The following is a 22,932-nucleotide window of genomic DNA, read 5'->3' on the forward strand; positions in this document are numbered from 1 at the left end:
AAAAGTGCACATAATAGACACAATTTTAACACCATTTATTTATTAAGTTCTTCTTTTAATTTATATTCGATACCTGTTTTGATTTGTTTTATAAACTGTGCATGTTTCTTCATATTCTTTTCCGCTTCTTGAATCGTTATCATTTTAAATATCATTTTTGATCCTTGTTTCTTTTGCGCTAATTTATCAATATGGTATGACGCAATTGTCCCAAGTTGTGGGTAACTAGATAATGATTGATGATCATTCAGCATAACGACAGGTTGCTGATCTTGGTTTAGTAGAACAGTTCCTTTCTTCACACTAAGGAATGACTGATCATTCATTTGTCTATCTATAACAGGATTGCCTTCAAGTGTAAGTCCAGTTCTATTAAATCGATGAGACACTTTATAAATTTGATTTTCGAGACTTCTTACTTCATCAAATTTAAAATGCGTCGCACCTTCTCCTGATATAACATGGAAGATATCCGTAAAATAATTCATAGCCAATGTATATTGATCTACACCCCACTCAGCGGACTGTGTAAATTCTAAGTTCTCGAATAATTTCTTTTGAAGCGTTGTATAGCTTCTACAAAATTCAACTTCATCACCTGATTGGAGGATGCGTCCATTAAAACCACCCATACCTAGTCTGATACTCGTTGATTTAGACCCTAACCACTCATCTGCAACAATACCACCCGCGATTGCTAAATAAGCTCTTGTGCCCTTTGCAGCATCGCTAAATTGCAGTACTTCACCTTTATTCATTAAGTGTAACTTATATGGTGTTATTTTTTTATTATCTTTATACGCTGGAAAATTGGCTCCCGTAATAGCAATAAGTGTAGGCTCTGTGAATTGAATAGTTGGTAATTTAAAAGTCATTTCAATAAGTGCTTCATCTTCCTTATTCCCAACTAACATATTCGCAAGCCTATGATTTAATTGATCAATCGAACCATTTTTCACTATGCCTAAATGTTGATGATTCTGTCTGCCTAGATCTTGAATGGAAGTGTATAGTCCAGGTTCTCTAATTATGATTGACATGGCTCATATCCTCCATCCTCATCTGAAAAGTTTTCAACAATATTCAAAACAACATCATCGCCAAATTTCAGCTTACAGTCACTACTTTCGACATCAAAAATTTCATCATTCGTCCACCCAATAACTGGCCAGTTTCCACTTGTATTCGTTGTAGTGATAAATAATTTATCACGTTCAATACATACAGAGCCTTTAGGAATGAACTGTTTATAATCGCTATTAGTAGCATGTAATCGATGGCTTAATCCTGATAAATAAGGACAACCCGGTGTATGACCAATCATAGAGACAAAATAAGTTCTTGATTCAAGTACTTGCTTCTGTTCTTCTATAGATAGATCTGTTAATGCATTAAAGTCCGGTCCATATTTTCCACCTATAACAACTTCGACTACGTTTGATGTCTTAACGATTTCTCTATCTTTCAAATATTGTTTCTTCTTATATATAATGCGTTCTACAAATTCAGTCATATATTGAAATGGTTTATCGATATTATGGTTCATCATCATGCTATATGGATGATATACGACCATCAAACTCGTCTCACTTGGAATGACTTCATCAATAAATGGCATATCTTGTTTCAATATTTCTAATCTAAATTCATTAATTTCATGCGTTAATTGCCTTGAAGCTTCTCGATCACTAATTACAGTAAGTGCAGAATCTCCTTTTGGATAAATGCGCATTAAAGACACCTCATTCTATTTTCCTTAAATAGCATCATTGTTTACGGTAAAATACATCTGTTAAATCGATAAACACATGTGACAATTGATTAACGAATAAACCAACAAACACAATTGCAACTACAAATCCTAGGAATAAGTATGCAAATCCTTGTTTATTCTTGTTATTTCTCAATTGCTTTAATACGATGCGTTTTAAGAAAAATGCAATTACGATCACAATGACTAAATATAATAATGCTAAGAACATATATTTTCACCCGTCCTTATTTGATGTTTACTATTTTACTATTTGTACCTATGGATTACCATCATAATTTTAAATCTATGCGTGTCCATTCTCTCAAACTATTAACCATAAATACTTCATGCGTTTGATTTTTAATACCATTAATTAGTGTTTTTACTTCTATCGTTTGTTCTTTAAGTATACCTTGTTTAATAAGTGACTGTCTCATACAACCATTTAACATCTGACCTTCATAGGGTGGTGTTATATATGAATCATCTACTTTAACAACGACATTGCCAATATTAAATTCTGTAATTTCAGATGCTTCATTATAATATAAAACTACATCCGTTTCTCCATCATGTGCAAAATGTTGTCGTTCCGTTGTTTTATTTGTGATAAATACAGGCGGTACCGTTTGTGCTTTCTTTAATATAGAAGTGAGTGGTTGATCAGAATCAATGAGCTGTTGTAAATCAACATCGAATTCACCTTGTTGTGTTAATTCGACTCGCAATTTGTAAGTACCTACTTTACTACTTTGTTCCGCTTCATTCAACACCTGTTCCCATCGTTCTAATTGAAACGGTATATTTAAATCATTAGCACTTTGTGAAATACGATTTGTATGTTCAGCACGCCTTTGAATGACACCATCTACCATTCTCATTGTCTCTATTAAATGTACATTTGAGCTTTGTAGTATTTTAGATTTCATTTTGAACTCCTTGATTTCAGATTCTGCAACAGAGTCTATCGTAATCCCTGCACCTACACCGTACACGGCATGGTCACGCCTTTGATGAATCGTTCTAATCGGGACGTTAAATACCATTCTTCCGTCCGGCATTAAAATACCGATTGTTCCACAATATATGCCTCTTGGTTGTTGTTCAAGCATTTTAATGATTTTCATTGTAGATTCTTTTGGTGCACCTGTAATGGAACCACATGGGAATAACGCTTGAAGCATATTCAATAAATGATGATTTTCTTTCAATTGACCAGTAATTGTACTCGTCATTTGATATACGGTTTGGTATTTTTCTATTTCAAATAATGATTTTGTTGTTACAGTCCCCGTAATAGAAATTTTACTTAAATCATTCCTTAACAAATCAACGATCATTACATTTTCTGCCCTGTCTTTTTTAGACGCTTTTAATGCTAGAAAATTATCAGCATCTTCAGTTTCATTACTTCCTCGCGCAATCGTACCTTTCATTGGTTTCGTCAACAATATATGCGCCACTTGTTCATAAGGGCCATATTGGAAGAACAGTTCTGGAGATATCGACATCATTGTTTCATCTTCATGTTCGATATACGCTTTATAATCCCCATTTGAAGCTGAAATTAAATTTAAAAAATACGCATACGTATTAGTAATTGGCTGTGCCTTTAATCGGGTCGTATAGTTGACTTGATACGTATTTCCTAATGTAATTTGGTCTTGAATCTCTTTAATGTGATTCGCAATTTCATCATCTGTATGTGTAGCTGTCCATTTGATATGCTCTTGTTGATATTGTTCAACTCTTTCCTCAAAATGTTCAACTGGTTGATGAAACACTTGCATCACGCCGTAATTCCCTGCTTCATTCGATGAAACAGCTAACGATGCATCAAAAGCTGGCGCGCTTTCGTATGGCAATGTTAATACAACATAATATCCACGTTCTTGATATTGTGTTGCTTGTTCGATTAAAGTTGGGACATCATCCAACTGTTTCGCAACATATTGCTTAACCGGATGTTCAAATTTTAAATCCAGTTGTTCCACATTTTGTTGGTCATACATGTATTTATACTGTATATGTGTCTTCAACTTCAACGCCTACCTTCCTTAAGAAGTTTGCAAATTGTTCCATCCCAAATTCGCTTAAAATAGATTCCGGATGATATTGTACTGCTTCAATCGGTAATGAACGATGACGTATCGCCATAGGAATGTCATCTTCACTGTACGCAGTGACAATAAAATCTTCCGGGATCTGATTTTTATCTGCAATTAATGAATGATAACGCGTTACTTGAAATGACTGTGGCAAATCTTCAAAAATACCTTCCCCATCATGACTAATACTTGTCGTATGTCCATGTATTGGACGTAATCCTTTAATGACATTGCCACCAAATGCAGATATCAATAATTGAAACCCTAAACACACGCCTAAGATAGGTATATCTTTATAAACTTCGATTATAGAAGATTTTAAATTCACATAATCATCTGGATGTCCTGGTCCAGGAGAGATAATAATCACTTTTGGGTTTATGTCTTTCATTTTATCAAATGTCACTTCTTCAGATTTCAACACACAAATATCACTATTGTTGGTAATCACTTTAATATATTCGATGATATTGTATGTAAATGAATCATGGTTATCGATCATCATTATCATATGTATACACGCTCTGCTTTCCTAAATTTCAAACTAATCATAACATACTCTAAACTTGCTTTTACACAATGATTATATTATCATTTGTATATTCAATAAACTCAGAGGTTACTAGCTTACACCCTCTATAAAAAACTAGACACACACGTCTACCTTTTTTATAGAAGGCAGGCTTTTTTTATGCCTTTATAAAGGAGAAACATCATGTCAGAAACATTAAAAAATGAAAAAGCACTCGTTGTATTTAGTGGTGGACAAGATAGTACGACGTGTCTTTTTTATGCAAAAGCACATTTCAAGGAAGTTGAGTTAGTCACTTTTCAATATGGACAGAGACATGACTTAGAAATTAAAGTTGCCGAAAGTATCGCTCAAGAACAAGGATTAAAGCATCATTTACTTGATATGTCTTTACTTTCACAATTGTCACCAAATGCATTAACAGATCATTCTATGACAATTGAAAACGATGAGAACGGTATACCTAATACATTTGTTCCTGCAAGAAATTTATTATTCTTATCTTTTGCTGGGGCACTCGCTTATCAAATCGGCGCAAAACATATTATTACAGGTGTATGTGAAACTGATTTTAGTGGATATCCAGATTGTAGAGATAGTTTCATTAAATCAATGAACTTATCATTAAACTTATCTATGGATAAAGACTTTGTGATTCACACACCTCTTATGTGGTTAAATAAAAAAGAAACTTGGGCACTAAGTGATCAATTAGGTGCACTTGATTATGTAAGAGAAAAAACACTGACTTGTTATAATGGTGTTATGAGTGATGGCTGTGGAGAATGCCCAGCATGCCAATTAAGAAAACAAGGTCTTGACCAATACCTCGAAACGAAAGGAAGTTTATAATGCTACAACAAATATACCCTAGCGTACAACATCCATATGCTTTCGAATTAAATAAAGATTTTAACTTTTCTAGTGCACACTACATTCCATTTGATGAAGCTGGTAAATGCAAAAACATTCACGGGCATACTTATTTTGTTAACTTAACTATTGCAGGTAACGAATTAGATAAGATGGGATTTCTCGTAAACTTTAGCGAATTAAAAACGTTAATACACAAACGTTATGATCACAAATTACTTAATGATTTTGATGAATTTAAAGATCATAGCCCTTCTACAGAACAAGTTGCACAGACGATATATAAAATCGTACAAGAATCTTTAGATCAACGTGACAATAAGCCACAATGCGTTCAAGTATTTGTAAGAGAAACACCTACAAGTTATGTTGTGTATCGTCCTGTAAATCAAGGAGATAACCATGCCTAAAATACCTGTACTAGAAATGTTCGGCCCAACAATACAAGGCGAAGGGGCAGTGATTGGTAAGAAAACGATGTTTGTCAGAACGAGTGGCTGTGACTACCGTTGTAGTTGGTGTGATTCAAGTTTCACTTGGGACGGCTCTGCTAAGGACGACATTCGTTTATTAGAACCCGAAGAAATCATCGCCGAATTAGATGCACTTGCGCCACAACGATATCAACATGTTACGATTTCTGGAGGAAATCCAGCATTGATTAAAAATATCGGTCCATTAGTTGAAGCGTTAAATGAAAGAAACATTCAGACTGCTTTAGAAACACAAGGATCTAAATTTCAATCGTGGATGACGCAAATTGATGACTTAACTATCAGCCCTAAACCACCAAGTTCAGGTATGAAACCAAACTTACCTATCCTTGATGATGTGATATCACAGTGTGTTGAAGAAAGTCTTTCATTAAAAGTCGTTGTATTCGATGACGATGACTATCAATTCGCTAAAGATATACATGCAAGATACCCGTCTATCCCGTTCTATGTACAAGTCGGAAATCCTTATTTAGACGATCGCGTTTCGAATCATACTGAAAAGCTACTAGAAAAATACGAAGCATTAATTGATAAAGTTATGAACGACACGCTCAATGACATATATGTATTACCTCAATTACACACATTGCTTTGGAGCAATAAAAAAGGCGTATAACATTTCCTAGGAAATGTTATACGCTTTTTCTTATTTCGTTTTCTTTTTCGTTAATTTATAAACAATGAATATGATTAAACTAAGCGCAATGAAGACCCATCCAGGTATATCCACCAGCATCTTATTTTTAAAAATCATATACGGTACTAACATTAATAGCGCAGGTAATATACCTACTACAACACCAGAATACAGCATTTCTTTATATTGTTTAAACTTCGTCTGATCGAAGATATATCGTTGAATGCCACTATATAACAATTTGATAATGATGTACCCACCAATTGGTACCATTATGATTAACAATAAAGTTGAGATAACAGGTGTCTTACTATTCGTAAACATTAATACTAAACCTGTAATGATAAAATAAATACTATAGAAATATGAAATCCCCATGTACAACATTTTAAAAATGGCTTTTCGAGATTCATTCGGTAATGCTTTTAATATTTCATCAGCATGTCCTTTAACATCATGACCGAAAAATTCAATTGCAGAGCTGCCATTAGAAACCGATTCTAATAAATGGTCTAATACATCCATCAATATCACTTCAGTTTCGTGTTCACTTACCCTTAAATCTGTTCTTAAATATAACAAGAAATTTTCGTAAACTTTTAAATCTTCTTCATTTAATTGTTTTCTCTTTATATTATTTTCTTCGATCAATTGTTTCGTCGTTCTTGTTGTCATCTTTAGTACTCCTTTTTTAATAAAGCATTAATTGGTGCTTGCATTTGATTCCATTCGTGCTTAACGGTATCTAATTCTTTTTTTCCGTCTTCAGTGATGTAATAATATTTTCTCTTTGGTCCTTTTTCACTCGTTTGAAATTCACTATAAATCAACTGCTTATTTAACAACCTCAGTAAAATAGGATAAATAGTACCTTCACTCACATCTTTAAAATGACGTTCGTTTAATATCTTCGACAGTTCATAACCGTATACGGGTTGCGTTTCAATGATTGCCAATATACACGCATCCAACAGACCCTTTCGCATTTGTGTTCTTATGGACATAGACTCAACCTCTTCCAATTCACATAACTACTTTGTATTACAAGTTAGTATGATTGTATCATATTATTTTCCACACTCATAGTGCCTTTAAAGTTCTTCAAATATATATTAAGTGCTTAAATGTTAAGTTATTGTTATAATTCTTAGAGACTAGTTTAAGGTAGGAGACAGATATGGCATTTCTCGTTTCAATTAATATCATACTGTGTATCGTCTTAATGTCATATAACTATGTAGTCATGAATAAGAAAAAGCGTATCAATCATTACGCCATTTCAATAACAATTGCTTTGAATGGTTTAATATCCTTTATAATCATCAAAGAAATCAATTTCATCACGATCGCTGTAACAGCAATGTTACTTATATGGGCATTCATACATACATGGATTCAAATTAAATATGCTCCAAATATTATAGAAAACCAATTTTTCGTACTATATATCATTACAATTGTATTTAGCATGTCTTTAAACATTGTTTATTTAGACAGTAAACTTTCAATTTATCAATCTGTACCTTATTTCGGTGTCAGTTTATTTATTTTCGGACAAATCATCGCTTACCTTTCTTTATTTACGAAAGCAATTGAAGCAGATGGTAAACGATTAGCTAAAATGTATCAACAAGGTATATACAGATACTTTATCCATCCACAATTAGTAGGAGAAGTCATGTTCACCTTATCATTAATATGTATGATTGTACTTACACCACATTGGTTCCTTCTTGTCCCTGTATTTCTTTTTTATATTACTTTTATTTTATGGCAAAAATTATTCAAAACAACATACTATGTTTCGGCAGATTCATAAAGGGTAATTGTAGACAGACAAGATAAACTAAGGAGGTACGCTCATGGGCTTTATATTAATGTTAATTGTAGGCGGTCTGATTGGTTGGCTAGCAGGTGTCATTTTAGGTAAAGACATTCCTGGTGGCATCATTGGTAACATCATCGCCGGTTTAATCGGTTCAGCAATCGGTGGCGCATTATTAGGTGATTTAGGTCCAGTATGGGGTGGCGTAGCAATTATACCAGCTTTAATTGGTTCAATCATTTTAATACTTGTACTATCATTCATCTTAAAATTAATTAGAAAAAAATAGTAACAACTAAGTTTTGAATAAAATTACTAAATGAAAAGAAGGCACGGAATAAAATTCCATGCCTTTTTTCGTTTGCAATATAGGCCAATCCTCTTCTCTATTCCTAAAAAAATTCTTTTAAAGAGATTGTTTTCTAAAACTATCTCGTTAGCGTGTCATTTTCTCACATTTTGTAATTCAATTAGGCTTTTATATGGGCTGTTTCCGTTCTAACGGGATTGTTTTTCAGAACTATCTCGTTAGATTTTCTAACAGGATTGTTTTCTAAAACTATCTCGTTAGCGTGTCATTTTCTCACATTTTGTAATTCAATTAGGCTTTTATATGGGCTATTTCCGTTCTAACGGGATTGTTTTTCAGAACTATCTCGTTAGATTTTCTAACAGGATTGTTTTCTAAAACTATCTCGTTAACGTGTCATTTTCTCACATTTTACAGTTCATTTGGGCTTTTCACTGTCTATTTTTGCTCTAACGGGATTGTTTCCATGAACTATCTCGTTAGAATTTCTAATAAGATTGTTTTCTAAAACTATCTCGTTAGCCATATATAAGTATTTTAGACATAGAATAAATTTCGCGCCTTCCTTATTTTAATGTAAATAAATAATTCCAATGATTAATATGAAAACTGAATTAACTATCTCTATTATACCTACATGCATGATTTTTATATTTTTACCATACAACAGTACAGCTCTAATTAAACTAGGCAGATACATCACCATTATCAATGGACTGATCATTAGTCCAATTACTACTAGACATAAATGATATATCCAAGAACTCCACTTATACAGTGCTGATTTCTTTTCTCTAATCATTGTTTTAACATATAAAATAGTTCCAAAATAATAAAGGAAACTTAAAATAAAAACAGGAAACCATATTTGAATTGATGTGATTGAAACATTTAATATTGTACTCAAAACACCAAACAAACAAAAGATGGACACAGCAATTAAATCATTTGTAAATGCACGTTCTTTTTTATTTTTTGCAAAGTAAGCGTTCATTAACGAAAGTGGCACCATTAATATAAAAATCATTAACGTCTCTCGTTTGTACAATATAATTGGAATGAACGAGAATATTACTATTAGTAAAAATATACTCGCTGTCATCAAATAGCCTGAATCTTTTTTTCGTTTCTTTAAATAGAAAAAGATTTGATCACTCATAAAATATGATGCTAATAAACCTAAATATAATAATAAATGATAAAACGTAAAACCACTTACAGCGATACCAAATGCAATCGGTATGATAATCATCGACCATACGCCATGTTGATTAGGCTTTTTAAATTTCATATAAAAACACCTCCACATATTTATTTTACTAAAAAATATTTTTTTAATATCTTTTAATTCAAACAAAAATGTGAAGGTTTTATTTTTTTATTTCATGTCACCAATTTTAACGTCATCTGGATCTCTAAATTGTCGTTCATTTGTGTGTAGTGAATCAATTGCTTCTAAATCTTCTTTACTTAATTCAAAATCAAATACGTCAAAGTTCTCTTTAATTCTGTCATCATTTTGTGACTTTGGAATAACGAGACGATTTTGTTGTAAATGCCATTTAATAATAATTTGTGCTGCAGTTTTACGATGTTTATCTGCTAGTGAACTTAATATAGGATTTTCAAGCCACTCTCCACCTCGCATCAACGGGCTCCATGCCATCACTTTAATCCCTTTACTTTCACAATAAGCTTGTAATTCTGCTTGGTTAAATAATGGATGCAATTCAACTTGATTAACCGCCGGAACAACCTCAGTTTCTGCCATTAATTTTTCTAAATGATGTTCTTTAAAGTTACATACACCAATCGCTTTAACCTTTCCTTCTTTGTAAAGATGTTCTAAAGCTTTGTATGATTCGATAAATAATTCATCTTCTGGACATGGCCAATGAATTAAATACATATCTAAGTATTCAAGTTGTAATGCACGCATTGAGTCGTCAAATGCTTTCAATGTTTCATCATACCCTTGAAAATCGTTCCATAATTTCGTTGTAATGAATAAGTCTTCACGGTCAATATTGATATTCTTTAAAGCTGTACCTAGTGCTTTTTCATTCTTATAGAACCATGCTGTATCAATTGCTCTATAACCCGCATGAATAGCTGTAGTTACAACTCTTTCAACATCAGTCTCTTCAATTTTATATATGCCTAATCCTAACTCTGGAATTTCGATATTGTTATTTAACTTTACCATGTACATCCGCTCCTTATTGGGATATCATACGATCTCTTTTTGGTGTATATGAAAGCATTGACGTTAACGTTTCAAACTCTTCTTTCGTTAAGTCTCTCCATTCACCATATTTAAGTCCATCCACTTTAATATTCATGATACGAATTCTTTTCAACTTGTTAACGTTATATCCTAACGCTTCACACATTCTACGTATTTGACGATTAAGCCCTTGCGTTAAAATAATTTTAAACGTACGATCATTGATTTGTTCCACTTTTGCTGGAAGTGTCGTTTGATCTAAGATTTCCACACCAGAAGACATCTGTTTAATAAAATCTTTCGTAATCGGCTTATCAACAGAAACGACATATTCCTTCTCATGTGCATTTTCAGCGCGCAAAATTTCATTCACGATATCGCCATCACTCGTAAGTAAAAGCAATCCTTCAGAATCTTTGTCTAATCTACCAATATGAAAAATACGTTCAGAGTGATTAACATAATCAACAACATTACCTTTAATATGACGTTCAGTTGTTGAAGTAATACCACGCGGTTTATTTAAAACGATATAGACATAGCCCTTATCAATCGTGATAACCTCACCATCAACCTTAACAACATCCGAATCTTCTACTTGTGAACCCAATGTAGCAAATTCATCATTGATCTTCACCCTTTTATCAGTAATCCATTTATCAGCACCACGTCTAGAACAAACGCCAGCTTCACTTAGAAATTTATTAATTCTCATAACTATGCGTACCTCTCTCATCTACTATATTTCTATTTTACATGATGCGTTTCATTAAAACAAAAAAAGAAACAAATATTGGAGGATTAAAATGATTTGGGTGAGGTGGATGTTTGGTTGAATCGCGAGTTAACTCCTCAGTTAATCCTAGAGTTGAGTCATGTCGTGAGTTAACTCCTTAGTTAATCCAAGAGTTGGCCCATGTCGTGAGTTAACTCCTTAGTTAATCCAAGAGTTGGCCCATATTGTGAGTTAATTCCTTAGTTAATCCAAAAGTTGGCCCATGTCGTGAGTTAATTCCTTAGTTAATCCAAGAGTTGAGCCATGTCGTGAGTTAACTCCTCAGTTAATCCAAGAGTTGAGCCATGTCGTGAGTTAACTCCTTAGTTAATCCAAGAGTTGGCTCATGTCGTAAGTTAATTCCTTAGTTAATCCAAGAGTTGGCTCATGTCGTAGATTAACTCTTTCATTAAGCGACGACTTTGCTTAAAAGATTTCTAATAAAAATAACAAAAATTCCATTTTTTAGGTTAAAATAGACTTGTAAAAAATAAAAAAAGCCACACCTCTAAAGGGTGTGGCTTTCAATTTATTCTATTATATTCTGGTACGCATTGCTTCTTACAAAGTATCTATCTAATATAAACGTTCCAAATGGTACGAAAGCTAATACAAATGACATGATTGGCCACTTCAAATGAACTTTTACAATAAAGGCCATAATGAATAGCGTGATAACATAAAGTGTAAATAATCCTCCGTGCATCATGCCGACGACTGTAACAACATTGGGATTATTCAACATATATTTAATTGGCATTGCTATTAACACTAATAACAATAATGAGCCACCTTCTAAATATCCTGTAAATCTATATAATGATGTTAAAGTTGTTTTGTTCACTTTTTAGTCCTCATCTTCTTCGTCTAAATCTAACATATTTTTACGTTCTTTAATAAATTCTTTATGCAGTGCAACTGTTTTGATTTGATGATTTTCAACATCTATAACTACCCACTTATCATGGTCCGTATCGATATAGTCATCTTTCTCAATTTCTGGATTATGTGCTTGTAACCATCCACCGATTGTATCTATATCATCTGAGTCTGAAAATTCAATTCCAAATTGTTCTTCTATCTCGGATAGTGTCACACGTCCATTAATCTGATACGTATCTTCACCAGTCTTAATGACATCGTTCACTTCATCGTCATCAAATTCGTCACGAATTTCACCAACAATTTCTTCAAGTATATCTTCCATTGTGATTACACCAGCTGTTCCACCATATTCATCTATAACTAATGCCATATGAACATGATCTTTCTGCATTTTTATCAATGCATCACTGATTCTTGTAACCTCATGTATTAAAGGTAAATCATGAATATAATTGTTAATTTTAATATGTGCACCTGAAGCATATTCTGTTAAAAATTCTTTTACGTTAATAAATCCTTTAATATGGTCTTTATCTCCATCTACTGTGATTGGATAACGTGTGTAATGGTGTTCGTTTATGATATCTAACAATTCTTCTATATTAAATGGTTCTGTTAGAGTAATCATTTGTGTTCTAGGCACCATGATGTCTTTTGCTAATCTTTCATCGAATGAGAAAATATTTTGCATATAAGCAAGTTCAGTATGGTTAATTTCACCACTCTGATAACTTTGTGTCATGATAAGCTTTAATTCTTCTTCTGACATTGCTTGTTCTTCATTCGTAGGCTGAATACCTATCATCCTTACTAAAATACGTGCCGCACCGTTCATTGACCAAATTAATGGTTTCATCACGATACCAAAATAGTACAATGGTCTACCGAAGACTAATGTAAGTCGTTCTGCTTGTTGTATCGCAACAGTCTTAGGTGCAAGTTCACCAACAACTACGTGAATAAAAGTAACAATTAGAAAACTAATAATCATTGAAAATGTAGTCGTTAAAGCATCTGGTAAACTGAAAAAGTCTAATACTGGATGAATCAACACTTCAAATGTTGGTTCACCAATCCAACCTAATCCTAGTGATGTTACTGTAATACCAAGCTGACACGCAGATAAATAATAATCTAGTTCTTTTACCATCTTGTGTACGATTTTTGCTGACTTACTTCCTTCTGAAATCAATTGTTCAATTCTAGTCATACGGACTTTAACAAGTGCGAATTCAGATCCTACAAATACCATTGTAAATGCAATTAATACAAAGAAAATAATAAAGTTTATTATGGTCGAAATTTCCAATTAGTTCCCTATTTCTAGGGATTCACCTCCAAATATTTTGCGGTGACGTCAATGTCACCTGGTTATAATTTTGTCCTACTGATTGTGCAACTTTTTCTGTATTTAAAACTAAATCCTTCCCATTGAGCGTCACCTCCCCCGATATTAGCATATTATTTCAAGTATAACATATTTTTACACCAATTCAAATTAAACATCTCTTCATTGTTGATTATATCACAGCTGTTTGCTGATGCTTCACAATAAATTGCGTACTAATCTTATTGAATGCGTCTGGCTGATCAATATTACACACATGTCCTGCTTGTTCGATAACTTCTAAAGAAAAATTCTCGTTTTCCTTTACTAATCTTTCTACTGGAGGCATAAATAAATAATCTTCTTCTCCCATAACAAAAAGCGTGGGTATGTCTCGTGTCGCAACTTGTAAATGCGTTAAATATGGATTTACAAGTCTCGTCAATTTCACCCACTTAATAAAGTGCTTCTGAGAAACTTTTTTAGCTTCATTAATAAATCTCAATCTAGATTCTTCGTGTGATTTTTTAGGCATGATAATGTATGCGAATAATTTATAAAGCAACATGTAAGGTACAAAATTCATAATCGTTCGCCCGATGGCTAATAAAAATTTTGTTCTTAAATTAACATTTATAATCGCGCCACCAAGTACTAATGTTGATATTTTTTCTGGATATGATTCAGCCATCGTTTGGCCTACTATAGTACCTAGACTCATACCTATAATATGTGTTTGCTTAATATTTAAATGATTCAATACATCTACGACTTCTTTCGCTAATTGCTTAAATGAATCATTTTTCTTCCATTCTTTATTAGCAGATTTACCGTGACCGCGTAAGTCTACCAATAAAACATTAAAGTGTTTTCGGTAATATCTCATTTGTTTAAACCAAATTGAGGAACTGCCGCCTGCACCATGAAGCAATGTAACCCATTCTGAGTCATCTGATTTTATTATCGTTTTATAATATAACATTTTTAGCATCTATCCCCATGTTTACCATATTCTACATAACGAGCTGATATGTAAGTTAATCATATAAAAATTTACCTCATAATTCAATTTTAAAACATAAAAAAACACGCGGATAACATAGAATGGCTTTCCCTATGTTATCCGTGTGTTCATTTCTTTCATTATTCTGCTTCTTCAGCTATTTCTAATTGTTCTTTTGTTAATTTTGGTTTGATTAAACCGTAAATGATTGCTGAAATCAATGCACCGACAACAATTGCTAATAACGTTTGTAGTACATGACCAAAGTCAGTTGCAAAGATAACAAATATTCCGCCGTGAGGTGCTTGGATATTAGAACCTAATCCTAATGCCAATGCACCACCAATACCTGATCCAACCATCATTGATGGAATTACACGTAAAGGATCGGCTGCTGCAAATGGAATGGCACCTTCAGTAATAAATGAAAGACCCATCACATAGTTTGGAACGATTGAACCTTTTTGTGCTTTTGTAAATTTCTTTCTGAAAATAAGCATCGCTGTTGCAATTGCGATTGGTGGAATCATACCACCTACCATTGCTGCAGTAATTGCTGTTGCATTACCTTCTGTTAAAGCAGCTGTACCGAATACATAAGCAGCTTTGTTAAATGGTCCACCCATATCGATAGCCATCATTGCACCTAATACTAATCCTAATAACATTACATTAGATCCTGACAAGCTGTTTAATCCATCTAATAGTAAATTGTTCAACCATGATGTTGGAGGATTAATCACATAAATCATTAATAACCCTGTAATACCTACTGATAATAATGGATAAATTAATGTTGGTTTTAAACCTTCGAACATTTGTGGTAACTTTTTAAATACATATTTAATTCCTTCAGTAAGATAACCTGCAAGGAAACCGGCAATTAAACCACCGATAAATCCAGATCCACCAGCTACTGCTAACGTACCACCGACTAAACCAGATGCGAACCCTGGTTTATCCGCAATACTACGTGCGATGAAACCTGCTAATATTGGAATGATTAATTGGAACGCACTTTCGTTACCAATCTTCCATAAGTTTGCAGCAAATTCATTATATTGCGCATTTTTTGGATCGAATGAATTTTCGCCAAATAAGAATACGATTGCCATTAAGATACCACCAGAAATAACAAGTGGTAACATATTAGAAACACCGTTCATTAAATGTTTATAAATGACTTTAGAAACTTTTTGTTTTTCATTACTTGTTGAACTTGTTTGTTTTCCACCTTTAGCCACAAATGGCTCACGTGACGTATCTTGTGCCATGTTAATTAATTCTTCAGGACGTTTAATACCGTCTGCAACTGGTACTTGGATGACATTCTTTCCATCAAAACGGTCAGTTTCAACATGCACATCCGCAGCTACAATAATACCTGAAGCTTTCTCAATATCTTCATCAGTTAAATGGTTCTTAATTCCACCTGAACCATTTGTTTCAACTTTGATTGGCACACCCATTTTTTTAGCTTTATTTTTCAATGCGTCTGCAGCCATGTACGTATGAGCGATACCTGTTGGACAAGCTGTAACAGCTAATACTAAACCTTCATTATCCGTATCCGCTTCGTCTGTCGTAGCAACGGCAGCTTCTGTCGTTTCGTCTGATGCTTCATCGTCATGCTTGTTAATAATATCAAGTACTTCTTCTTTGCTCTTAGCTTGTAACAATTCAGCTCTCACATTCTCATCCATCAGAATGCCTGATAATTTAGCAAGTGCATCTAAATGTGTTTGTGCGCCTCCAGCTGGTGCTGCAATCATAAAGAATAAATGTGCTGGTTGCATATCTAATGATTGGTAATCTACACCTTCAATAGATTTACCAAAAGCAATTGCTGCTGATTGAACTGCATCTGTCTTGGCATGTGGAATCGCTATTCCTTCACCTATACCAGTTGTACTTTGTGATTCTCTAGCATGAATTGCTTCTTTAAATGTTGCTTCATCACTTAATTTCCCAGCTTCATTAAGTTGTGATACTAATTCATCAATCACATTATCTTTACTTTGTGCTGATAAATCCATTGCAATGGTTTCTTTAGTTAATAGTTCAGTTATTCTCAATGTAATGCCCTCCCTGTATTAAATGTGTTTAATAACCACTTCAGAAATAATTTTCTCTATATCATTCAATTCTGCCAAGTCAGCATTAAATGCAGTTGCTGTTCCACAACTTACGGCTAATTTAAATGATGATTCTATATCTTTTCCAGTTTCTAAACCAGCGACCATACCTGCTACAGTACTGTCTCCAGAACCTACTGTATTGACTACTTGTCCGTTTGGTACGATTGCTTTTAATTTAGTATTTGCATCTACATAAATGGCACCTTCGCCACCTAGTGATACGATAACTGCTTGTGCACCTTCACTTAATAGTTCTTTAGCACAGTCGATGACTTCTTGATCTGTATCTATACTTTTATTAAATATTTCTTCTAATTCTGTTTTGTTCGGTTTAACGAATGCAGGTCCATAAGAAAGGATTGATTTCATTAATGATTTTTCTGCATCGACAATCAATTTTGCGCCAGTAGCTTTCAAGATTTCAGCAACTTCTTGATAAACCGGTTTCGTTAACGAGCTTGGCACGCTTCCAGCAATAATCACTGTATCTGCTGCACTTGTATTTTTCATTTTTTCTAAAAATTGCTCGTAATGATTAGAACTAATATCTGGACCTGGTCCATTAATTTCAGTTTCTAAACCAGATTTCAACTTAACATTGATTCTAGTGTCATCTTCAACTTCAACGAAATCGGTTTGAATATCCGATTGCGCTAATGCGTCTTTAATAAATTCACCTGGGAATCCACCTACAAAACCTGTAGCAGTGTTGTCTACATTTAATGTCTTAAGTACTCTTGAAACATTAATGCCTTTCCCACCTGCAAATTTATTTGTTTCGTGCGCTCTGTTTAATTCACCGACTTCAAATTGTTCTGTAAACATTACATAATCAATTGATGGATTAAACGTAACTGTGTATATCATCATAATCCTCCATTTATATTATATTTTTCTTTAAATTGATCCATGTTGCTAATATTATTTACTGCCTTTTCAGATGTTAACACTTCAATAGAATGTTCATAAGTAACCTCAGCAAATGATACTTCATTAAATTTCGAATGATCAATTAATACATAGACTTGTGAAGATAAATGTATTGCTTTTTCTTTCATTTCAGATTCATTAGGATCTGGTGTTGTAAGTCCATATTTCAAATCAATACCATTCATTCCTATAAAAGCTTTATCAAAACGATATCTTTCTAGTGATTTCACTGCATTAGCACCAATATTTGCATAAGTAGTCGATTTCACTTCTCCGCCGGTCATATACACACGAATGCCTTTGTCTAATAAAGGTCTTACATGCGTAAGTCCATTTGTTACAACAATAATGTCTTGCTGATCAATAAATGAAATCATTTCTAAAGTTGTAGTCCCTGCATCGAGGTAAATCGTATCTCCATCAGAAATAAGTCGTGCTGCTGATTGAGCAATTTCCCTTTTTTCATCTTGATGTCTTAATTCTTTATCTGTCATGTTTCTTTCTTCATGACGCTGTGCTATATGCATTGCACCACCATGAACACGTTTCAGCATGCCATTCTTCTCCAATTGTGATAAATCTCTTCTAATAGTAGAAGTACTAGATTCTGTTAATTGAATAAGCTCTTGTAGCGATACTGTTTCCCGTTGATTTATCGTTTCGATGATTAATTGATGTCGTTCCGCTGTCAACATACAATCACCCCTGTTCTATGATAGAATAAAACGTTTTCATTCAAATGTCAATCACATTCAACCACTTTCATTCAAAATCATTCAAAAAATTTTTTTCGTTTTATAAGTCTAAATATTTTATGCACTAAACGATTATTGGTATACTTTTTTAGTATATTTTTAGGAGGCGTATTATGAAAAGTTTAAAAGAAAAGTTATTTAAGTTGATTGAAGAGAAAGAAAACGACATCATTGAAATCAGAAGACACTTGCACCAGCATCCGGAATTGTCTTTTGAAGAAGTTAAAACAGCAGATTTCATTAAGGCTTTCTATAAGGACAAAGATGTAACTGTAACGCAACCTATCGATGACGCACATGCAATTATCGTTGAAATTAAAGGTGGTCATGAAGGTAGAACAATCGGTTTAAGAGCCGACTTCGATGCTTTACCAATTGTTGAAGAAACAGACGTACCATTCAAATCAGAAAATGAAGGTGTTATGCACGCTTGTGGCCATGATGCGCATACTGCATATTTAATGGGACTTGCTGACGCACTTATCGAAATCAAAGAAGAACTACCAGGAACAGTCAAAATCATCCATCAACATGCTGAGGAAAAACCTCCAGGCGGTGCAAAAGCAATCGTCGAATCAGGTGCACTTGATGATTTAGATGAAGTATATGGTATCCATATCGTACCTGTCGCAGGTCCAGAATTTATCGGTTACAATAAAGGACCTTCATTCTCAGGAAGTTCAACATTTAAATTAACAATTAATGGTTTAGGTGGACATGCAGCAAGTCCTCATAAAACACATGATGCATTAGTAGCAGGAACAAACTTCGTGAATGCTGTTCAAACAATTGTTTCACGTAGAATCGACCCTCTTGATATGGGTGTTGTTACAATCGGTGCATTCGAAGCACCAGGCGGATACAATATCATACAAGATAAAGTAACAATTAAAGGTACTGCGAGATATTTAAATCCAGAACTTGAAGAAACAATGTATTTAGAAATCAAAAAGTTAGCCGACAGCATTGCGGTTGGATTCGATATCGAATATGACCTAGACTACAACTACGGTTACCCTGTACTTTATAATCATCCAGAACAAGCTGATAAAGTTGCTGAAATTTTATCTCAAAGTAAAGGTGATTATTTCGATCAACTAGTTGAAATACCACAAGTAACAGGATCTGAAGACTTCGCATACTATTTACAAAAAATCCCTGGTTCATTCTATATCGTAGGTAGTAAACCAGAAGGCGTAACAGAACCATATATGAACCACCATCCAAAATTCGATGTAAACGAAAAATGTCTCCAAGTAGCAGCTAAATCACTAGGAGAAATCACTCTAGACAGATTAGAGAAAAAATAATATATAAAAAGAAAGCGTGGAATTTTATTCCACGCTTTCTCTATTGTCGACAAAGTTATATACTTTGCCGGCATTTTTTATACGAATGCTTTCTGTGGGCACTTTCTCACATAAGTCAGCACTAAAAATGCTTGAGGTATATGGCTAATGAGATAGTTCTCGGAAACAATCTCGTTAGCGGGATTGTTCTATACATTCATCATTTGTCTATAGTAGAGGGCTGAAACAAAAATTGTTTCAGCCCTCATTTATACTTATAAAATATCTGTTCCACGTGATGCTACATAAATATCAAACCACTCTTGGTCTGTTAATTGTAGTTTTGTTGCTGCTATTGCTTCGTCTACTCTATCTAATTTACTTGATCCTACAATTGGCATAACTTTAGATGGTAATCTTAACAACCAACTATAAATAACTGTTCCAACTGAAACTTGATATTTCGTTGCTAATGGTTGTATGACGGAAAGTACTTGCTGTGCTTTTTCATCTTCTTTATCGAAAATTTTACCACCAGCTAATGGACTCCACGCCATCACTTTAACATCGTGTTGTAACATTCTATTTAAAGTACAATCTTCAATATTTTCTAGTTGCAACGGTGATACTTCTACTTGATTCACCGAAATATGTGATTTTTCTTTTTTCAAACTTTCATTTAACAGTTCATATTGATTACATTTAAAGTTCGAAACTCCAAATGCTCTGATTTTCCCTTCATTGACGAGATCCATCACGGCACGTGTTACTTCTTCAGGATCCATAAGTGGTGAAGGTCGATGTATCAATAAAGTATCTATATAATCTGTTTTTAAATTTAATAATGATTGGTCGACCGATTGTATGATATGTTCATAACTTTGATCATAACGGTGACCTGTAAAATGTGGGTGACTGTCATTTGGTAAAATAATCCCGCATTTCGTAACGATTTCAATTTTTTCTCTTAAGTTTGGTGTTAATGCAAGTGCATCGCCAAATAAAGATTCACATGTATATTGACCATAAATATCTGCGTGGTCCATCGTCGTAATACCACGATCTACTAACTCGTGTAAAAAATCATTCAATTGTTGGTTACTAAATCCCCATTCATTTAATCTCCAAAATCCTTGCACAATTCTTGAATAACTTACATGTTGATTTATACGAATACGTTCCATCCCATCATCTCCTATGAAAAATTGAGCATATCTAATTTATTACGCAAACTTGCTTTATCTAAAGATTCACCGATAATTACAATTGTTAATGGCATATTCATCATTTCAGGTTCATACTGAGGCACGCCAAAAGCATATTGGAATAAATACGTTTGTTCAGGCTCTTCTTTAAATTTCATGAAACCCTTAATTCTTAATATTGAATCTGGTAAATCTTTTAAGAATTGAATCAACAGCGCCATTTCAATCGGCCCACTAAACGTATAGCTCATTGATTGAATACCTACATGCTGATGTTTATGCTGCGATTCTATTGACCAAGTTTCCTTACCATTTAAATCTATATCATCTATTTTAGCGTAGTTTGTAAAATAAAGTTCAGGTTGTCTCTTAGAAGTTTGTATCGCTGCTTTCACTGAAGCACGTTCTTCGTCCGTTAACTCCTCATCTTTATTAACAATAATAAAATGTGAGTACGTCATCTGTTCTTCCATCAAATGTTTCGTTTGATTTGTATACTTATCACGCTGTAAAAATCGCTTACCATCCATTACACCAATCATAAATGGCATATTCACTTTATCTATTAATGTAGGATTTTGACATGCATCCATAATTTCTACTGGATGTGCAATACCTGTCGCTTCTATAAATACGATATCCGGGTTGTCTTTATGATATAAATTGTGTAACACAACTTCGATATCATCTTTTAATGAGCAACAAATACAACCATTTAATAAACTTTGACTTGTAACATCATCTCCTAACAAATTGCTATCTACATCAAATGAACCAAATTCATTCATTATAATTGCAACCTTCTGTCCAGATGATTTCGCTTTTAAAATTAATCTCTGTAATAAAGTTGTCTTGCCGCTTCCTAAAAATCCAGTCAACACTGTGACGGACATTTTACTTTTTGTTTCGTTACTCGTACTCATTTTCAAACCACCTTTCCGTAATTATATGATATATCAAACTAAACTACAAAACTTACCGTCAAAACCGAAATTGTGACTTAATTTTTACAAATAAATTACCTTTATTAAAAATATTTACAAACTAAATTTAATCATTATATAATGATTACGATGAAATGAAATTTTTTTGAACCATTGTATTTTAGTTTGGAGGAAAGATTATGATGGATAACTTAAGTATCCAAAAGCAATTGTGTTTTAATTTATATAATGCACAAAGACAAGTCAACCGTTATTTTTCAAACAAAATCTTCAAAGAGTATCAAATTACATATCCTCAGTATTTAGTCCTTACAATTTTATGGGACTCAGCGCCGGTCAACGTAAAAAAGCTAGTCACTGACTTAGCACTGGATACAGGTACAGTTTCTCCTTTACTAAAGAGAATGGAAAACATAGACTTAATCAAACGTGAGAGATCTGAATTAGATCAACGTGAAGTATTTGTGCATTTAACTGAAAAAAGCAAACAAATGAAGCAAGAACTACACAAAGCACCAGAATTAATACAAGATGTTTCTAAACTTAACGATGAAGAAACAGAGCAATTAAATACATTGTTACAAAAACTCATCGCAAATGTAGACACCGTTAATCAAGAGAAATAATTAAAAAGAGATTAAGACACGTTTATGTCTTAATCTCTTTTTTCACTGTAAAAAAAACGATTTTTATATGAGTAAATTACGCTAACAGGATTGTTTCTCAGAACTATCTCATAATCCATACTCAATGTTGCTTGTCGACCCTCACTTGCAATGTTCGACGCAAGAAAATGAGTCTGGGACATAATGTAATATCTCAGACTCTTGTAGTATCTTGGCAGTAGATGACTGAGTTGAAAATGCGCTTGTATCAAGCTTTTTTCAACTCTAGTCATCTTTGCCGGGGCGGGACTACG

25 protein-coding genes are annotated in these 22,932 nt (G+C 33.5%); 7 read left to right on the plus strand and 18 right to left on the minus strand.

Annotated features, from left to right (window positions below):
* Positions 1-35 precede the first annotated feature (35 nt).
* The 5 genes from P3U32_RS10465 to P3U32_RS10485 form a co-directional block, all read right to left on the minus strand.
* Entirely contained in the window at positions 36-1,040 is a 1,005-nt protein-coding gene (locus P3U32_RS10465) for a 5-oxoprolinase subunit C family protein (protein ID WP_323703081.1), read from the minus strand.
* Positions 1,028-1,732, minus strand: coding sequence for a carboxyltransferase domain-containing protein (locus tag P3U32_RS10470; RefSeq protein WP_323703082.1), 705 nt, complete (start codon positions 1,730-1,732; stop codon positions 1,028-1,030). The genes P3U32_RS10465 and P3U32_RS10470 overlap by 13 nt, the downstream gene beginning before the upstream one ends.
* Positions 1,733-1,766: 34 nt before the next feature.
* A complete protein-coding gene (locus P3U32_RS10475) occupies positions 1,767-1,982 on the minus strand; it encodes a hypothetical protein (protein ID WP_323703083.1) in 216 nt (71 codons plus the stop codon).
* A gap of 61 nt (positions 1,983-2,043) precedes the next feature.
* The gene (gene pabB, locus P3U32_RS10480; protein ID WP_323703084.1) at positions 2,044-3,798 is read right to left on the minus strand and encodes an aminodeoxychorismate synthase component I; all 1,755 of its coding nucleotides are present in this window, start codon (positions 3,796-3,798) and stop codon (positions 2,044-2,046) included.
* Positions 3,770-4,372, minus strand: coding sequence for an anthranilate synthase component II (locus P3U32_RS10485; RefSeq protein WP_323703085.1), 603 nt, complete (start codon positions 4,370-4,372; stop codon positions 3,770-3,772). The genes pabB and P3U32_RS10485 overlap by 29 nt, the downstream gene beginning before the upstream one ends.
* A gap of 204 nt (positions 4,373-4,576) precedes the next feature.
* Here P3U32_RS10485 and queC point away from each other — a divergent pair, with 204 nt between their 5' ends.
* From queC to queE, 3 genes are read left to right on the plus strand one after another with little or no spacing between them, the layout of a single operon-like run.
* Positions 4,577-5,245, plus strand: coding sequence for a 7-cyano-7-deazaguanine synthase QueC (queC, locus tag P3U32_RS10490; RefSeq protein WP_323703086.1), 669 nt, complete (start codon positions 4,577-4,579; stop codon positions 5,243-5,245).
* On the plus strand, positions 5,245-5,676 hold the full coding sequence (gene queD / locus P3U32_RS10495; protein ID WP_323703087.1) for a 6-carboxytetrahydropterin synthase QueD: 432 nt from the start codon (positions 5,245-5,247) through the stop codon (positions 5,674-5,676). The genes queC and queD overlap by 1 nt, the downstream gene beginning before the upstream one ends.
* Positions 5,669-6,379, plus strand: a complete 711-nt coding sequence (gene queE, locus P3U32_RS10500) for a 7-carboxy-7-deazaguanine synthase QueE (protein ID WP_323703088.1) — start codon at positions 5,669-5,671, stop codon at positions 6,377-6,379. The genes queD and queE overlap by 8 nt, the downstream gene beginning before the upstream one ends.
* Before the next feature lie 30 nt (positions 6,380-6,409).
* Here the strand turns inward: queE and P3U32_RS10505 are convergent, their stop codons facing one another.
* Together P3U32_RS10505 and P3U32_RS10510 are read right to left on the minus strand one after the other, a co-directional pair.
* Positions 6,410-7,075, minus strand: a complete 666-nt coding sequence (locus tag P3U32_RS10505; RefSeq protein WP_323703089.1) for a DUF1129 family protein — start codon at positions 7,073-7,075, stop codon at positions 6,410-6,412.
* A gap of 2 nt (positions 7,076-7,077) precedes the next feature.
* The gene (locus P3U32_RS10510; RefSeq protein ID WP_323703090.1) at positions 7,078-7,404 is read right to left on the minus strand and encodes a PadR family transcriptional regulator; all 327 of its coding nucleotides are present in this window, start codon (positions 7,402-7,404) and stop codon (positions 7,078-7,080) included.
* Positions 7,405-7,577: 173 nt separating this feature from the next.
* Between P3U32_RS10510 and P3U32_RS10515 the strand changes: the two genes are divergently transcribed.
* Positions 7,578-8,219, plus strand: a complete 642-nt coding sequence (locus P3U32_RS10515) for a DUF1295 domain-containing protein (protein WP_323703091.1) — start codon at positions 7,578-7,580, stop codon at positions 8,217-8,219.
* A 43-nt stretch (positions 8,220-8,262) separates the two neighbouring features.
* The gene (locus tag P3U32_RS10520) at positions 8,263-8,514 is read left to right on the plus strand and encodes a GlsB/YeaQ/YmgE family stress response membrane protein (protein ID WP_323703092.1); all 252 of its coding nucleotides are present in this window, start codon (positions 8,263-8,265) and stop codon (positions 8,512-8,514) included.
* A 592-nt stretch (positions 8,515-9,106) separates the two neighbouring features.
* Here P3U32_RS10520 and P3U32_RS10525 read toward each other — a convergent pair.
* From P3U32_RS10525 to P3U32_RS10565, 9 genes are all read right to left on the minus strand, one after another.
* Positions 9,107-9,826 (minus strand): YwiC-like family protein, encoded by a 720-nt coding sequence (locus P3U32_RS10525; protein ID WP_323703093.1) that lies wholly within the window; start codon positions 9,824-9,826, stop codon positions 9,107-9,109.
* Positions 9,827-9,913: 87 nt separating this feature from the next.
* Positions 9,914-10,741, minus strand: coding sequence for an aldo/keto reductase (locus P3U32_RS10530; RefSeq protein ID WP_323703094.1), 828 nt, complete (start codon positions 10,739-10,741; stop codon positions 9,914-9,916).
* A 13-nt stretch (positions 10,742-10,754) separates the two neighbouring features.
* Entirely contained in the window at positions 10,755-11,477 is a 723-nt protein-coding gene (locus P3U32_RS10535) for a pseudouridine synthase (RefSeq protein ID WP_323703095.1), read from the minus strand.
* 589 nt (positions 11,478-12,066) lie between these two features.
* Complete coding sequence (locus P3U32_RS10540; protein ID WP_323703096.1) at positions 12,067-12,381, minus strand: DUF3817 domain-containing protein; 315 nt, start codon at positions 12,379-12,381, stop codon at positions 12,067-12,069.
* 3 nt (positions 12,382-12,384) lie between these two features.
* Positions 12,385-13,731 carry a hemolysin family protein gene (locus P3U32_RS10545; protein ID WP_323703097.1) on the minus strand — a complete coding sequence of 449 codons (1,347 nt, stop codon included), beginning with the start codon at positions 13,729-13,731 and terminating at the stop codon, positions 12,385-12,387.
* Positions 13,732-13,942: 211 nt separating this feature from the next.
* Entirely contained in the window at positions 13,943-14,731 is a 789-nt protein-coding gene (locus tag P3U32_RS10550; RefSeq protein WP_323703098.1) for an alpha/beta fold hydrolase, read from the minus strand.
* Positions 14,732-14,892: 161 nt separating this feature from the next.
* On the minus strand, positions 14,893-16,827 hold the full coding sequence (locus P3U32_RS10555; protein ID WP_323703099.1) for a PTS fructose transporter subunit IIABC: 1,935 nt from the start codon (positions 16,825-16,827) through the stop codon (positions 14,893-14,895).
* A gap of 18 nt (positions 16,828-16,845) precedes the next feature.
* Positions 16,846-17,757, minus strand: a complete 912-nt coding sequence (pfkB, locus tag P3U32_RS10560; protein WP_323703100.1) for a 1-phosphofructokinase — start codon at positions 17,755-17,757, stop codon at positions 16,846-16,848.
* On the minus strand, positions 17,757-18,515 hold the full coding sequence (locus tag P3U32_RS10565; RefSeq protein WP_323703101.1) for a DeoR/GlpR family DNA-binding transcription regulator: 759 nt from the start codon (positions 18,513-18,515) through the stop codon (positions 17,757-17,759). The genes pfkB and P3U32_RS10565 overlap by 1 nt, the downstream gene beginning before the upstream one ends.
* Before the next feature lie 173 nt (positions 18,516-18,688).
* On the opposite strand from P3U32_RS10565, the gene P3U32_RS10570 reads away from it, so the two are divergent.
* Entirely contained in the window at positions 18,689-19,885 is a 1,197-nt protein-coding gene (locus P3U32_RS10570) for a M20 metallopeptidase family protein (RefSeq protein ID WP_323703102.1), read from the plus strand.
* 254 nt (positions 19,886-20,139) lie between these two features.
* Here P3U32_RS10570 and P3U32_RS10575 read toward each other — a convergent pair whose 3' ends face one another.
* Positions 20,140-21,048, minus strand: a complete 909-nt coding sequence (locus P3U32_RS10575) for an aldo/keto reductase (RefSeq protein WP_323703103.1) — start codon at positions 21,046-21,048, stop codon at positions 20,140-20,142.
* An 11-nt stretch (positions 21,049-21,059) separates the two neighbouring features.
* On the minus strand, positions 21,060-21,992 hold the full coding sequence (locus P3U32_RS10580) for a CobW family GTP-binding protein (protein ID WP_323703104.1): 933 nt from the start codon (positions 21,990-21,992) through the stop codon (positions 21,060-21,062).
* A 200-nt stretch (positions 21,993-22,192) separates the two neighbouring features.
* On the opposite strand from P3U32_RS10580, the gene P3U32_RS10585 reads away from it, so the two are divergent.
* On the plus strand, positions 22,193-22,639 hold the full coding sequence (locus tag P3U32_RS10585) for a MarR family winged helix-turn-helix transcriptional regulator (RefSeq protein ID WP_323703105.1): 447 nt from the start codon (positions 22,193-22,195) through the stop codon (positions 22,637-22,639).
* Positions 22,640-22,932: the final 293 nt, after the last annotated feature.

The sequence above is a fragment of the Mammaliicoccus sp. Dog046 genome (assembly GCF_034039665.1).
Lineage (GTDB): Bacteria > Bacillota > Bacilli > Staphylococcales > Staphylococcaceae > Mammaliicoccus.